Source organism: Dechloromonas sp. HYN0024 (assembly GCF_003441615.1).
GTDB lineage: Bacteria > Pseudomonadota > Gammaproteobacteria > Burkholderiales > Rhodocyclaceae > Azonexus.
Window position 1 is genome coordinate 2,781,525 of the sequence record NZ_CP031842.1, and the last position, 14,709, is coordinate 2,796,233.

The 14,709-nt window shown below is 61.8% G+C and carries 14 protein-coding genes; 9 read left to right on the top strand and 5 right to left on the bottom strand.

The window, feature by feature from the left end; all coding sequences use genetic code 11:
- The first annotated feature begins 56 nt into the window (after window positions 1–56).
- From HYN24_RS13370 to HYN24_RS13390, 5 genes are all read left to right on the top strand, one after another.
- Window positions 57–2,105, top strand: coding sequence for a M3 family metallopeptidase (locus HYN24_RS13370; protein WP_117609708.1), 2,049 nt, complete (start codon window positions 57–59; stop codon window positions 2,103–2,105).
- A gap of 20 nt (window positions 2,106–2,125) precedes the next feature.
- The gene (locus tag HYN24_RS13375) at window positions 2,126–2,614 is read left to right on the top strand and encodes a glutaredoxin family protein (protein WP_117609709.1); all 489 of its coding nucleotides are present in this window, start codon (window positions 2,126–2,128) and stop codon (window positions 2,612–2,614) included.
- On the top strand, window positions 2,611–3,378 hold the full coding sequence (xth, locus tag HYN24_RS13380) for an exodeoxyribonuclease III (protein ID WP_117609710.1): 768 nt from the start codon (window positions 2,611–2,613) through the stop codon (window positions 3,376–3,378). Before HYN24_RS13375 ends, xth begins: the two co-directional genes overlap by 4 nt.
- Window positions 3,379–3,380: 2 nt before the next feature.
- A complete protein-coding gene (locus HYN24_RS13385; protein ID WP_117609711.1) occupies window positions 3,381–4,049 on the top strand; it encodes a Crp/Fnr family transcriptional regulator in 669 nt (222 codons plus the stop codon).
- 72 nt (window positions 4,050–4,121) lie between these two features.
- Complete coding sequence (locus HYN24_RS13390) at window positions 4,122–4,316, top strand: DUF2892 domain-containing protein (protein ID WP_117609712.1); 195 nt, start codon at window positions 4,122–4,124, stop codon at window positions 4,314–4,316.
- A 77-nt stretch (window positions 4,317–4,393) separates the two neighbouring features.
- On the opposite strand, the gene HYN24_RS13395 is transcribed toward HYN24_RS13390, so the two are convergent.
- The 5 genes from HYN24_RS13395 to HYN24_RS13415 all read right to left on the bottom strand — a co-directional run bounded on the left by HYN24_RS13395 (window position 4,394) and on the right by HYN24_RS13415 (window position 10,440).
- A complete protein-coding gene (locus HYN24_RS13395; protein WP_117609713.1) occupies window positions 4,394–4,723 on the bottom strand; it encodes a PilZ domain-containing protein in 330 nt (109 codons plus the stop codon).
- An 8-nt stretch (window positions 4,724–4,731) separates the two neighbouring features.
- Window positions 4,732–5,499, bottom strand: coding sequence for a 16S rRNA (adenine(1518)-N(6)/adenine(1519)-N(6))-dimethyltransferase RsmA (rsmA, locus tag HYN24_RS13400; protein ID WP_117609714.1), 768 nt, complete (start codon window positions 5,497–5,499; stop codon window positions 4,732–4,734).
- A complete protein-coding gene (pdxA, locus tag HYN24_RS13405; RefSeq protein ID WP_117609715.1) occupies window positions 5,496–6,485 on the bottom strand; it encodes a 4-hydroxythreonine-4-phosphate dehydrogenase PdxA in 990 nt (329 codons plus the stop codon). The genes rsmA and pdxA overlap by 4 nt, the downstream gene beginning before the upstream one ends.
- Window positions 6,485–7,798, bottom strand: a complete 1,314-nt coding sequence (locus HYN24_RS13410; RefSeq protein ID WP_117609716.1) for a peptidylprolyl isomerase — start codon at window positions 7,796–7,798, stop codon at window positions 6,485–6,487. The genes pdxA and HYN24_RS13410 overlap by 1 nt, the downstream gene beginning before the upstream one ends.
- A 95-nt stretch (window positions 7,799–7,893) precedes the next feature.
- A complete protein-coding gene (locus HYN24_RS13415) occupies window positions 7,894–10,440 on the bottom strand; it encodes an LPS-assembly protein LptD (RefSeq protein WP_117609717.1) in 2,547 nt (848 codons plus the stop codon).
- Window positions 10,441–10,540: 100 nt separating this feature from the next.
- Between HYN24_RS13415 and HYN24_RS13420 the strand changes: the two genes are divergently transcribed.
- Genes HYN24_RS13420 through HYN24_RS13435 form a run of 4 tightly spaced genes read left to right on the top strand, consistent with a single transcriptional unit; the run spans window position 10,541 to window position 14,665 of the window.
- Window positions 10,541–11,554: an aminoglycoside phosphotransferase family protein gene (locus HYN24_RS13420; RefSeq protein WP_117610392.1), complete on the top strand. Its 1,014-nt coding sequence runs from the start codon at window positions 10,541–10,543 to the stop codon at window positions 11,552–11,554.
- A gap of 6 nt (window positions 11,555–11,560) precedes the next feature.
- Entirely contained in the window at window positions 11,561–12,232 is a 672-nt protein-coding gene (gene murU, locus HYN24_RS13425; protein ID WP_117609718.1) for an N-acetylmuramate alpha-1-phosphate uridylyltransferase MurU, read from the top strand.
- Window positions 12,229–13,527, top strand: a complete 1,299-nt coding sequence (locus HYN24_RS13430; protein WP_117609719.1) for an aminopeptidase P N-terminal domain-containing protein — start codon at window positions 12,229–12,231, stop codon at window positions 13,525–13,527. Before murU ends, HYN24_RS13430 begins: the two co-directional genes overlap by 4 nt.
- Window positions 13,520–14,665: an FAD-dependent monooxygenase gene (locus HYN24_RS13435; RefSeq protein ID WP_117609720.1), complete on the top strand. Its 1,146-nt coding sequence runs from the start codon at window positions 13,520–13,522 to the stop codon at window positions 14,663–14,665. Before HYN24_RS13430 ends, HYN24_RS13435 begins: the two co-directional genes overlap by 8 nt.
- Window positions 14,666–14,709 lie beyond the last annotated feature (44 nt).

The following is a 14,709-nucleotide window of genomic DNA, read 5'->3' on the forward strand; positions in this document are numbered from 1 at the left end:
GCAAACACAACACAGGGCGGCCATGACCGCCCTTTTTTCATTTCCCCAGAGCCGACATGACCAATCCCCTTCTCGACTTCACTGACCTCCCCCGCTTCGACACCGTCCAGCCCGAACACGTCAAACCAGCCATCGAATCGCTGCTCTCACAAGGACGCGAACTGATCGAACGTCTGACGGCCGACACCACGCCGGCCACCTGGCCTGACTTTGCCGGCGCCTTGTCCGATGGCCTGGAGCCGTTTGGCCGGGCCTGGGGCATTGTCGGCCACCTCCATTCGGTCAATGACATTCCCGCCTGGCGCGAGGCCTATAACGAGATGCTGCCGGAAGTCTCCCGCTTCTATGCCGAACTCGGCCAGAACCTCAAGCTGTTCGAGAAATACAAGGCGCTACGTGACAGCACCGAATACACCACGCTGACGGTCGAACAGAAAAAGGTCGTGAACAACGAAATCCGCGACTTCCGCCTCTCCGGTGCCGAATTGCCGGAAGACCAGAAGCCGCGTTTCCAGGCCATCATGGAAGAGCTGTCGCAGCTCTCGGCCAAGTTCGCCGAAAACCTCCTCGACGCCACCAACGCTTTCTCCGAGGTAGTCACCGACGAAACCCTGCTCGCCGGCCTGCCCGAGGATGCCAAGGCAGCAGCCAAAACCGCCGCCGAGAAAGCCGGTGTCGATGGCTGGCGTTTCAGCTTGCAGGCCCCCTCCTATGGCCCGGTCATGCAATACGCCGACAACCGCGACCTGCGCGCCCGCCTGTATCGTGCCTACGCCACGCGCGCCGCCGAATTCCACGACGGATCCAGCAAGCCGGAATGGGACAACACGCCAATCATCGCCCGCATGCTCGAACTCCGCGAGGATGACGCGAAAATGCTCGGCTTCAACAATTTCGCCGAAGTCTCGCTGGCCCCAAAAATGGCCGACACCCCCGCCCAGGTGCTCGCCTTCCTGCGCGAACTGGCGGCCAAGGCCAAGCCCTTTGCCGCAAAGGACATCGCCGAACTGCGCGCCTTTGCCCAGGACAAACTCGGCCTCGCCGATTTCCAGCCGTGGGATGCCGCCTACGTGTCGGAAAAGCTGCTGCAGGCCAACTACGCCTTCTCCGAGCAGGAGGTGAAGCAATACTTCACCGAGCCCAAGGTACTCGCCGGGCTGTTCAAGGTGATCGAGAGCCTGTTCAACGTCAGGGTCAAGCCCGACACTGCCCCGGTCTGGCACGAGGATGTCCGCTTCTACCGCCTGGAAACGCCGTCCGGCGATCTGGTCGGCCAGTTCTACCTCGACCTCTACGCCCGCGAAACCAAGCGCGGCGGGGCGTGGATGGACGAAGCCCGGTCGCGCCGCCGGGTGGGTAATGGCATCCAGAAGCCGATCGCCTATCTCAACTGCAACTTCTCGCGTCCGGTTGGCGGCAAGCCGGCCACCTTCACGCACGACGACGTCACCACGCTCTTCCACGAAACTGGGCACGGCCTGCATCACCTGCTGACACGTGGAGAAGAGCTCGGCGTTTCGGGCATCCACGGCGTTGAATGGGATGCTGTCGAACTGCCCTCCCAGTTCATGGAAAACTATTGCTGGGAATGGGAAGTCGTCGAAGGCATGACCGCCCACGTTGATACCGGCGCCCCCTTGCCGCGCGCACTGTTCGACAAGATGCTGGCTGCCCGCAACTTCCAGAGCGGCATGATGGCCGTGCGCCAGATCGAGTTCTCGCTCTTTGACATGCTCATCCATTCCGACTTCGACCCGAAATCGGGCCTGACCGTGATGGATGTGCTCAACCAGGTTCGCCAGGAAGTCGCTGTGCTCCTGCCGCCGGCCTGGCACCGCTTCCCCAACAGCTTCTCGCATATTTTCGGTGGCGGCTATGGGGCCGGCTATTTCAGCTACAAGTGGGCCGAGGTGCTGTCGGCCGATGCCTATGCCGCCTTCGAAGAGGCCGGCGATCCGTTCGACGCCACGGTCGGCCGGCGCTTCCTCGACGAAATCCTGTCGGTCGGCGGATCGCGTCCGGCCATCGAGTCCTTCAAGGCGTTTCGCGGTCGCGAGCCGAGTGTCGATGCACTGCTCCGTCATAGCGGTATGATTGCAGCCTAAGTCGTTCACGGAGAATATCCATGCGCTATCTGTTTACCTGCCTGCTGATTGTTCTCGCCGCCGGCGCCTCCGCCGAGACGTATCGGTGGACCGACACCAGCGGCAACACCGTCATATCGGACACCCCGCCGCAGGGCAAGGCCAAAGGACTAAGCCGATTAGGCGGCAAGGGTGAGCCGGACGACAAGCTCTCGTTTGCCATGAAGCGGGCGGTCGAGTCCTTCCCGGTGGTGCTGTACACCTCGGCTGACTGCCCCGGCGAATGCAAGGCGGCGCGTGACCTGCTCAACAGCCGGGGTATTCCCTTCACGGAGAAGGTGATGCAAAAGCCGGAGGATTTCGAGGAACTGAAACAATTGATCGGCGATGTCTTCGTTCCATCGCTCAAGGTCGGCAGCCAGCGTTTCCGTGGCTTCGAGGCCGGTGCCTACAACAACCTGCTCGATCTGGCGAGTTATCCGAAATCAGCGCCTCCGGGCAGCAAACCGGCGGTGGGCGCAAGCAAGTGAAGATCGCCAGTTGGAACGTCAATTCGCTGAAGGTCCGCCTGCCACACCTCCTCGACTGGCTCGCAGCCGCCAGCCCGGATGCCCTGTGCCTGCAGGAACTGAAGCTCGAAGACCATAATTTCCCGCGCGCCGAGATCGAGGCAGCCGGTTATCACGTCGCTTTTTCCGGCCAGAAAACCTACAACGGCGTCGCCCTGCTCGCCCGCCAGCCGATTCACGACGTCGTCTGCGGCAACCCGCATTTCCCGGATGAACAGAAGCGCCTGATCAGCGGCACCGTCGGCGACACCCGCATCATTGGCGCCTACATGCCGAACGGCCAGGCCGTCGGCAGCGACAAGTACGAATACAAGCTGCGCTGGCTGGATGGGCTGGCAGTCTGGCTCGGCGAGGAAATGGCGAAGCACCCCAAACTCGCCCTGTGCGGCGATTACAACATCGCCCCCGACGACCGCGACGTACATGACCCCAAGGCCTGGGCCGACTGCATTCTGGTTTCACCCCCTGAGCGGGCAGCCTTCCGGCGTTTGATCGACCTCGGCCTGAGCGACAGTTTCCGACTCTTCGAGCAGCCGGAAAAGACCTTCTCATGGTGGGATTACCGCATGCTCGGCTTCCAGAAAAACCAGGGGCTGCGTATCGACCATGTCCTGCTCTCCAAGCCGCTGGCCGAACAATGCACGGCAGCAGGCATCGACCGCGCACCGCGCAAACTGGAACGCCCCTCTGACCATGCGCCGGTGTGGGCCGAGGTGAACGCCTGATCATGAACGCCGTCGCCAACCGGGAAAAAGTACTGGCCCTGTACCCGGCACTGGCCGGCTTGCCGGCCGGACGTCTGGCCGAATTGCTCACGGCGCAGGCCCTCATGCACCTGCCGGCCGGCACCCAGGTCTTTGCCGAAAGCCAGCCCTGCCAGGGCTTCCCGCTCCTGCTGGAAGGCACCATCAAGGTCATCAAACTGGCGGCCAGCGGGCGTGAACTGATGCTCTACCGCGTCACCCCGGGTGGTTCGTGCATCATTTCCTCAAGTTGTCTGCTCGGCCACACCGACTACAACGCCCGTGGCATCGCCGAAACGCCGCTGACCCTGCTCGCCCTGCCCGTCGGTGCATTTGCCACGTTAATGGTCGAACACCCGCCCTTCCGCGATTTCGTTTTTCACCTGTTTGCCGACCGCATCGGCGAACTCATGCAACTGGTCGAGGAAGTCGCTTTCGCCCGCCTCGACCAGCGCCTGGCCAAGCTGATTGTCGCCCGCAATGAAACCAGCCTCGGCGTCACGCACCAGCAATTAGCCGACGAACTGGGCAGTGTCCGCGAAATTGTCAGCCGCCTGCTCAAGGGCTTTGCCGCGCAAGGGCTGGTCACGCTCGGCCGCGAACAAATCACCATTACCGACCGGGCCGGCCTGCAAAAACTCGCGGCTGTGTGACAGAGGTTACATACACTGCCCGGCAGCACCGTTACATTGGCGTTGTCCACACAAACTGACGGAGAACACACCATGGCTGCAAATGTTGGCGGTATCGACAAAATCCTTCGCATCGTTGCCGGCGCCGGCCTGATCGGCGCCACCGCAGCCGGCATGCTGCCGGTCTGGGGCTACATCGGCATCGTCCCCCTGGCCACCGGCCTGATGGGCTGGTGCCCGCTGTATCCGCTGCTCGGCATGAACACCTGCCCGGCCAAGAAGGACTGAATCAGCACAAGGCTTTTCAGGCTTTATGCCAAAGGCGGACAGGGTGACCTGATCCGCCTTTTTTCTGCGCAAGCAGTTCAGTGCTTCTTGAGCATCGACAGAAGCAGCATCGGGCTGGTCAGTTCGATACCGACGGCAAAACTGCCCGGCTTTGTGGCATCGTCAGCCGGCGCACACCAGGTGACGGTACCGCGCACCTGCACGCAAACGGCAGCGTCGGCGAATCCAACCGTAACCTGCTGGGCAACGACCAGTGGCTGATCCAGGCCGAGGCTGACGCCGGAATTGGAAATATCGTTGATTCCCGCGACTTCCAGACGGGCGCCATTACTCAATAGAAACAGCGCACCTTCGGGGGGATTTTCGAAGGAATGTCGTTCCTGCTTTCTTTTTTCTTCGGGAAACATGTTGCCCCTCAGCTCAGATAGTTGGCGATACGTACGTAATCCTCGACCGGGATATTTTCTGGTCGATTGGTCGGGTCAATACCCAGTTCGGCAAACGCCTCGTCACTGAGTAGGGTCTTCATCGTGTTACGCAGCATCTTGCGACGCTGAGAAAAAGCCGTGAGCACGACTTGCGCGAGCTTTTCCTGATTCTTCGCATTGAGTTCCGATACCGGCTTCGGGATCAGGCGGACCACAGCCGACTGAACCTTGGGCGGCGGATCGAAACTTTCCGGTGGCACATCGATCAGCCACTCCAGATAGAAACGGTATTGCAGCATCACCGACATGCGACCGAAATCCGCATTGCCCGGTTCGGCCACCATACGCTCGACAACCTCCTTCTGGAGCATGAAATGCATGTCGTGCACGACATCGACATAGTCGGCCAGATGGAAAAGCAGGGGCGTCGAAATGTTGTAGGGCAGATTGCCGACCAGACGCAGATCCTTGCCGATGCTGGCAAAGTCGAATGCCAGGGCGTCGCCTTCGTGGATGGTCATGCGTTGCGGCGTGTGCTGCTTTTTCAGGCGTGCAATCAGGTCGCGGTCAATTTCAACGACGTGCAGATGATCGACACGCTGCATCAGCGGCTCGGTAATCGCCCCGAGACCGGGACCGATTTCGACAACCGTGTCGCCACGCCCGGGATTGATGGCCGAGACGATGGCGGCAATGATGCCGTGGTCGACGAGAAAATTCTGGCCGAAGCGTTTGCGGGCGACGTGACCCTTCATTGTGTTTTCCTTATGGCCATACGGGCCGCTTCGGCTACCGCCTCGAACAGGCTGCCGGGATCGGCCCGGCCGGTGCCGGCCAGTTCGAGCGCCGTGCCGTGATCGACCGAGGTGCGGATGATGGGCAGGCCGAGCGTGACGTTGATGCCTTTGCCAAAAGTCGCGTACTTGAGCGCTGTCAGGCCCTGGTCGTGATACATGGCCAGAACGGCATCGCCCTGCGCCAGGATCGGCGGGGTGAACATGGTGTCTGCCGGGTGCGGCCCGGACAGCAACATACCTTCGGCCCGCAACTTGTCGAGCACGGGTGTGATCACCTCGATTTCCTCCATGCCGAGATAGCCCCCCTCCCCGGCGTGCGGATTGAGGCCGGCGACCAGGATGCGGGGCTGAGCGATGCCGTACTTGCCGCGCAGATCGGCGTGCAGGATGCGCAAGGTCTTTTCCAGGACATCAGCGGTAATCGCTGCCGGCACGTCCTTGAGCGGCAAATGCGTCGTGGCCAGTGCGACGCGCAGTGGGCCGCGTTCGGTATCGCCGGCCAGCATCATGACGACAAGCGGCGTCGCCGTATGCTCGGCGAGGTATTCGGTATGGCCGGTGAACGGTACGCCAGCCTGGTTGATGACCCCCTTGTGCACCGGTGCCGTCGCCATCGCGGCAAACTCACCGGACTGACAGCCGGCCAGCGCCCGATCGAGCAGGGCCAGCACATAGGGGCCATTGGCGGCATCGAGTTGACCGGCCCGCGAGGGCACCGCCACGGGCAGATGCAGGACCTCGAGACAGTCCGGATAAAATGGATTTTCCGGCGCGTAATCGCGCAGGCTGACCTCAAGGCCAAGCTGCGCTGCCCGTGCGGCCAGCAGGACGCGGTCACCGAGAATGACCGGCCGGGCATCACCCGCATAGCCGGCCAGACGCAAGCAGATTTCCGGTCCGATACCGGCCGGCTCGCCACTGGTCACGGCGATGACCGGGTACATCACTTTTCTTCGAGGCGATTTTCGACGTAGCTACGGTCGCGCAACTGGCGCAGCCAGTCCTGGTAGGCCTCATCGAGCTTGCGCTCACGCAGGGCCTGACGAGCCGAGCCGCGCTGGCGCTCTTCCGAGACATCGCGCTCGCGGCGCTCGGTGACCTGGATCAGGTGCATGCCGAAGGGCGACTGGACAACCGGGCTGAGTTCGTTGATCTTCAGTGCATCCATCGCCCGCTCGAATTCCGGCACGGTATCGCCCGGGTTCAGCCAGCCCAGATCACCGCCCTTGGCGGCCGAGCCATCCTGCGAGTTAAGACGGGCCTGCTCGGCAAAATCAACACCATTGACGATCCGTTCACGAATCACATCAAGCCGGTGTTTGGCCTCGGCTTCGGATACCACTTCGTTGATGCGAACCAGAATATGGCGAGCATGGGTCTGCTGGACGGAAGCCGGCGCGCTACCACCGCGCTTGTTGATCAGCTTGACGATATGGAAACCGGCCGACGAGCGGAGCAGGGGGCTGACCTGCCCCGGTTGCAGCTTGCCGCCGGCTTCGGCGTAAAGGGCGGGCAGACGGTCCAGCGGACGCCAGCCAAGGTCACCGCCCTGAAGGGCGTCCGGCGCATCAGAGAAAGCGGCTGTCAGCTGGGCGAAATTCTCGCCAGCCTCGGCCCGCTTGAGGGCCTGCTCGCCGCGCAGACGCAGCTTTTGCAACTGCTCGGGACTGGCTGACTCCGGGGCACGCAGGAGGATGTGCGCGAGCTGATACTCCTCACCACCGCTGGCACCTGTCTTGGTCTGGTCGGCCAGATAATTGTCGATTTCACCGTCAGAGATAACCAGTTTGCTTTCCACCTCGCGCTCACGCAGGCGAACAGTCACCATCTCGTTGCGGATTTCCTCGCGGAACTGCTTGAACTCCATGCCATCCTTTTCCAGTGCCGAGCGGAACTGCTGCAGCGTCATCTTGTTGCTTGCGGCAATGCGTCCGATGGCTTGGTCGAGCTGGTTGTCATCAACCTTCATGCCGGAATCGCGGGCATATTGAAGCTGTACGCGTTCCATGATCAGACGTTCCAGCATCTGGCGTTCCAGCACGTCCTGCGGCGGCAGCGGCGTACCCTGCTTCTGCAATTGCTTGAGGGCAGCAGCCAGGCGGGTCCGCAGGTCGACATAGGTGACCACCTCGTCGCCCACGACAGCAACGATACGGTCGGCCTCGACCGGCTCGGCCGGGGCCGCGAATACCGGGTGCGCCAGCAGGCCACCAAGGCAGCAGATGAAGACAAGCAGGTGACGGATAAGTTTGGTCATGGCGTTCATTGGGAGTTGAGCAGAGTGCCGCGAGCGGCCTGTTGGGTAATTGGCGAAAGAGCGCCGGAAAAGCGGGAACGGGCTTTCATTTTGCGTTAATTGCCAAGCAGATCGCTATTGGGCAGTTCGTTGATTTTGCCGTAGCCGGGAATGCTGCGCCGGAGCAGGCCGATCGGATTGGTGCCGATACTACCGAAATCGTTGAGTTCTAGCTGGAAAAACAATGTGTCGTTAGGCGCCCCGGAAATCGCCGCCAGCCGCTGACCAACGACGCGAACGGCCCAGCAACCGGCGTTGTACTCGACGCCGGCAATCGATTCCAGTGTCTTCTTGTCACGCAGCGAGTAGTTGTAACGCCCGACCACGTACCATTTCGAGGACAGCGGCCACTGCCCGGCCATGTCGATCTGATCGACGGTTGACGTAGTAGTCAGGGGATTGCGTGTATAGCGGTAACTAGCCGAAAGGACCTTGCCAAGTTCCGGCTGGAAACGGACGCCAGCTGAGAAACGTTCACTCAGGTTGTCGTGGTAGTTGTACTCCCAGGCCACGTCGGAGTAGGTCTTCGGCGCAATCAGCCCGTTTACCGCCGCCACCAGGTTCGAGGTATTGGCCGTCCGAACGACTTCACCGGCAATCGAGACCTGCTGCGGCTTGAAGTAACTGCGCTGACCCACCATCGCCTTGAAACGCTCGACACCGGTTTCACCGTCGAGCAGACGGGTCGTCACGGCGGCCGTCAACTGGTTGGCGTCATTGATCCGGTCGTAGCCGCTGTAGCGGTTCTCGGAAAATATCTGGGCAAAATTGAAGTCGGAGAGGCCGGTATCAAACAGCGGAATCTTGCTCTGGTCGCGATATGGAATATTCACGTAGTAGAGGCGCGGCTCCAGGGTCTGGATATAGCCTTTGCCGAACCAGTCCCCTTCGCGCTCGAAGATCACCGTCGAATCGAGGGTAAATGTCGGCAGGGCGCGACTGATGGTATCCGGAAAACCGGTGCTCGCCGGGTCGCGCCGGTCCAGGGCGTACTTGCTCATGTGCAGACCGAATTTCGGCGTGATCTGGAAAGCCGGATTGACGAAAGGCACCGAGACCTGCGGATAAAACACGATACGATCGCCCTGGTCCTTGGCGACATCAACGTGGGTGAAGCGCGAATACTGACCGATCATGCTCAGATCGGTATGCAGGACATTCGGCCGGTAGCCGATGACATTGATCTGCGGCTCAAGGAAATAGGGACGCGCCACCGGTGCCGTCGGATCAAGTTGCAGGGTCTGGTAGCGCAAGACCTGCATGCTGCTCTGCAGCCACGGCGAAGGCGAGTAGTTGAGCGCCACCTGCCTGGGCAACTGGGTCAGCGAGGTCTGCAACAGGCGGGACGACATGTCCTGCCAGTAGAAATCGTCGGAAACACCGTTCAGGTTAACGGCGGCCGACACGCCGCGACCGAGATTGTGCACATGCTCGATGCGGTAGCCATAACGCTGGCGATTGAGCACCTCATCGTTGGGCAGATACTCGACGCGGGTCATGCCCTGGAAATTGTGCTGCAGATAACGCGCCTCGGCACCGAGCTGAAAGCCGCGCTTGCTCATGTAGCGTGGATACAGCGTCAGATCGTAGTCGGGGGCGATATTCCAGTAATAGGGCTGGGTGAAGTCGAAGCCGCTACGTGACGAGATGGAAAAATGCGGATGCAGCAGACCGGAGCGGTGCTCACCATTCAAGGCAAAAGAAACAACGGGCGAATAGAAGATCGGTACGCCGCCAAACCACAATGAGGCATGGCTGGCCGTACCTTCGTTGCGGTCGTAATCGAGGTGAGTTTCGGCGGTATTCAGATACCAGTCTTCACGCCCCGGCTTGCAGGTCGAAAACGAATTCGACCAGAAGGTGTATTGGTTCTCACCCTCGAAATCGACGCGTTCCGCCCGACCGTTGGCTTCGGTCGGCCGCTGCGGCGGCGACTGCGTCGGCAGGCCGTAGCTGTTGGCGACATTGAGCATCATCGGCGCACCGGAGGTGTTGGCGTTGCTGCTCGCCACCGTCACGACGGTCTGCGTCGGGCTATAGAAACGGCTCTTGGTTTCCTTGAGTATCTGGTAGCTGACCTTTTCGGCCGAGCCCAGTTGCTCGTCAAGCTTCATCCGGAAATGCGGCGTATTGATCTCGGCCCCGTCCTGCAGCACGCGAACCGAACCAAAAGCCTCGATCTCGTCGTCAAGCATACGATAGGTCATGCGATCAGCGAGAACCAGCGACCCCGTCTTGCGCATCTCGACATTGCCCTCGGCCACCGTCAAATCGTCGGTCTGGCCTTCGATCTGGTCGGCCGTGATGAACAGCGGGTAGGTATCGTCCTTTTGTAGCGCAGCCGGCAGTTCGATGCCGACGACGACCGGCGTCGGCACATTCCTTTTCTTGCCCAGCACATTGAACCGACGCTCGGTACGGAGCCGGAGCGGTACATCGAGCGCCGCCAGCTGCATGACTTCAGATACAGCCTGTGCTTCGCCACCGTTCCCCAGGCTGGCCAGCCGCAGATGCAGGATATCGTCGGCGGCATGGCTCGACTGCGCCCCGACAAACAGGCAGCAGACAAAAACAGCAAGCGGACGACGGCAAAAACCGGGCATCTGGGCAATCTGTGAAAATCCGGGACCGGAACGGCCGATGCCCGAGTGTTAAAATCGCGCCATTTTACAACGAAGCGAACCCAAGCCGCTTATGGAACCCATGCCGCGCGATCAACTTGTTACCGACTGGGTTGCCAGTCGCTTTCCCGAACAGTCCGTCCACATCACCCCGGCCTCGGCCGATGCGAGCTTTCGCCGCTATTTCCGCCTGACCTGGCCGGATGGCCAGACGCGCATCCTGATGGACGCCCCGCCGGAGAAGGAAGACTGCAAACCCTTCATTCACGTCGCCGGCCTGCTCGCCAAGGCTGATCTCGCCGCGCCGCGCATTCTCGACAAGGATCTCGATAACGGTTTCCTGGTCCTCACCGATCTCGGCCGCATCGGCTACCTCGATGCGCTCAACGCCGACCTCAGCCTGGCCGACCTGTTGATCCGCCCGGTACTCGACGCACTGGTCCAGTGGCAATGCTCGTCCACCGCCGGGGTCCTGCCGCCCTACGATGGCAGCCTGCTGCGCCGCGAGCTCGATCTCTTCCCGGAATGGTTCATCGGCCGCCACCTCGGCGTCGAACTCGATGACGCTGAAAAATCCATGCTCGACCGGACCTTCAAGTTCCTCATCAACTCGGCGCTCAACCAGCCCAAGGTGTTCGTCCATCGCGACTTCATGCCGCGCAACCTGATGGTTGTCGAAAGTGCCGAGCGCCTGACGCCGGGCATCATCGATTTCCAGGATGCGGTTTACGGCCCGATCACCTACGACGTCGTCTCGCTCTTCCGCGACGCTTTCATTTCCTGGGAAGAAGAACAGGAAATCGACTGGGTCGTCCGCTACTGGGAAAAAGCCCGCGCCGCCGGCCTGCCCGTACGCGAGGATTTCGGTGCCTTCTGGCGCGACTACGAACTGATGGGCCTGCAACGCCATCTCAAGGTGCTCGGCATCTTCTGCCGCCTGAAATACCGCGACGGCAAGGAAAAATACAGCGAAGACCTGCCCCGCTTCATGAACTACGCCCGCAAGACGGCCCACCGCTACGTCCAGCTCAAGCCCTTGCTCAACCTGCTCGACAAGCTCGAAGGCAATACCGAGCAGATCGGTTATCGCCGCTAAAGCCCAATGAAAGCCTTCATCCTCGCCGCTGGTCGTGGCGAACGCATGCGACCGCTGACTGACCACACCCCCAAGCCGCTCCTGGTGGCCGGTGGCAAGCCGCTTATTGTCTGGCACCTGGAACGACTGGCGGCCGCAGGATTCAAGGAAATCGTCATCAACCACGCCCATCTCGGGGCACAGATCGAGCAAGCACTTGGCAATGGGGCGCGGTGGGGCCTGCGCCTCCAGTACTCACCCGAACCACCGGGCGCACTGGAAACCGCCGGCGGCATTGCCAGCGCCCTGCCTCTGCTGGGCGAGCAGCCCTTCCTGGTGGTCAATGGTGATGTTTATTGCGACTGGGATTTCAACCGTGCCCACTTATTAGCCGACAAATCGGCCCACCTCGTCATGGTCGCCAACCCGGCCCATCACACCGGTGGCGACTTCAGCCTGAATGGCGAGCAGGTTATCTACGCCCATGGTGAGCAAACGCTCACCTACGCCGGAATTTCTGTTTTTTCGCCATCCTTCTTCGCCCACATTCAAGCCGGCACAGTCATGAAGCTGCGCCCCCTGCTCGACGCCGCGATCGCCGCCGGCACCTTGACTGGGGAACGCTTTACCGGCCGCTGGGTCGATGTAGGAACACCGCAACGCCTTGCCGAACTGGATCGGGAACTGACAACCGCATGAGCCACGCCCACTTTCTCGCCCGTCGCCAGCGCCTGCTGAAAATCATCGGCGACGGCGTAGCCATCGTGCCCACTGCACCGGAAGTCATCCGCAACCGCGACGCCCACCACCTCTACCGTTTCGATAGCTACTTCTGGTACCTGACCGGATTTCCCGAGCCGGAAGCCGTCGTCGTACTGGTCGGTGGAAAAAAGCCAAAATCCATCCTCTTCTGCCGCGAAAAGCACGAAGAGCGGGAAATCTGGGACGGCTACCGCTATGGCCCGAAAGCCGCCAAGACCGCCTTCGGTTTCGACGCTGCCTATCCCATCGAGCAACTCGACAAGAAACTGGCTGAACTCATTGTTGACCGCGACACGCTATGGCATGCCGTCGGCCACGACGCCGCATGGGACAGCCGCATCGCCAAAGCGCTCAACGAAGTCCGCGCCCAGACCCGGGCCGGCAAGCGGGCGCCACGCGCCATCCACGACCTGCGCTGCGAACTCGACGCCATGCGCCTGATCAAGGACAACGCCGAAGCCGACATCCAGCAACGCTCCGCCGACATTGCCAGCGCCGGCCACGCCCGCGCCATGCGCGCCTGCCGCCCCGGCATGGCAGAGTACGAACTGGAAGCCGAACTGACCTATGAATTCAGGAAGCGCGGTGCCGACGCGCACGCCTACACGCCCATCGTCGCCGGCGGGGCGAATGCCTGCGTGCTGCATTACGTGGCCAACGACAAGATCCTCAACGACAACACCCTGGTCCTCATAGATGCCGGCTGCGAAGTTGCCGGCTACGCCGCCGATATCACCCGCAGCTTCCCGGTCAATGGCCGCTTCAACGCTGCGCAGCGCGACGTTTACCAAATCGTCCTCGCCGCGCAGGCGGCAGCCATCGCGGCCACCGTCCCCGGACGCCATTTCATGGAAGGTCACGACGCCGCCGTACGCGTCCTGACGCAAGGCCTGGTCGACCTCAAGTTGCTGCACGGCAACGTCGACAACCTGATCGACAAGGGCGATTTCCGCCGCTTCTACATGCACCGCACCGGCCACTGGCTCGGCCTCGACGTACACGACGCCGGTGAATACAAAGTCGGCGATGCATGGACGACGCTCGTCCCCGGCATGACACTTACCGTCGAACCAGGCCTCTACATCCGCCCCGGGACCGACATTCCGCCCGCCCTGGCCGGTATCGGCATCCGCATCGAGGACGATGTGCGGGTCACGGAAGATGGCTGTGCGGTATTCACGACGGCGCCGAAAACGGTGGCCGAGATTGAGGAAGTCATGCGCCATGACTAACCCGGTTATTGAAAACGTGGACATCCTGATCATGGGTGCCGGCCCGGTCGGCATGACGCTGCATCTGGCCCTTGCCGCCGGCGGCATAAAATCATTGCTGCTCGACCGTCGCCCGCCGCAAGCCCAGCAAGGTGACCCGCGCGCCCTTGCCCTGTCACATGGCGCCCGCCAGCTGCTCGAACAGATCAATAGCTGGCCAACCCGTGCCGCGACACCGATCGAAACCATTCACGTTTCACAGAAAGATGGTTTTGGCCGCACCTTGATCGACCATCAGGAATACGCCCTGCCCGCCCTCGGCTACGTCGTCCGTTACCGCGACCTGGCTAGCGCACTCGCTGCCAATCTTGCCGCCGACGCCGTTCTGTCGGAAGCCGAAGTGATCGACATCACCCCAGGCGCGGAGCACGTCACCGTGTCGCTGCGCCACGCCGGTCAACTGCGCAACATCCAAACCCGACTGCTGGTCCACGCCGAGGGCACTCCCGGCGACAATCCGGCCGTCAAGGTCAGCGACTACGACCAGCACGCGGTGATCTGCGAAGTGATCCCGACACCGGGCCACAACCGGCGCGCCTGGGAACGTTTCACACCGGACGGCCCGCTCGCCCTGCTGCCGCTCGGCGACGAGTACTCCATCGTATTCACCCTGCCGCCGGCCAAGGCCGATGCGGTGATGGCGATGGACGACGACGCCTTCATCGACGCTCTGCAAAAACAGCTTGGTCAGCGCCTGCGCTTCGCCAATCCGGGCAAACGCAGCCGCTTTCCGCTCGCCCTGCGCCTGCGCGACACCCTGGTCAAGGACAACGAGGTCTGGATCGGCAATACCGCGCAAACGCTACACCCGGTTTCTGGCCAGGGCTTCAACCTCGGCATCCGCGACGCCTGGCAACTGGCCGAAATTCTCCTCGGCAACGGCCTCGACCCCGCCGCACTCGCCGACTACGCCGCCAGCCGCCGCCTCGACCGCCGCGGCAGCGCCTTGTTCACCGACCAGATCGTGCGCGGCTTCTCCAACAACTTCGGCCCGCTCAAACTGGCCCGCGGCCTCGGCCTCCTCGCGCTTGACCTCTGCCCACCAGCCCGCCACTTCGTCGCCAAACGCATGATCTGGGGCGCCCGGGCCTGGCCTTGAACCCCCTTCACGGCATCAGTTCCGGGCATCGCCTGCAACGCCAA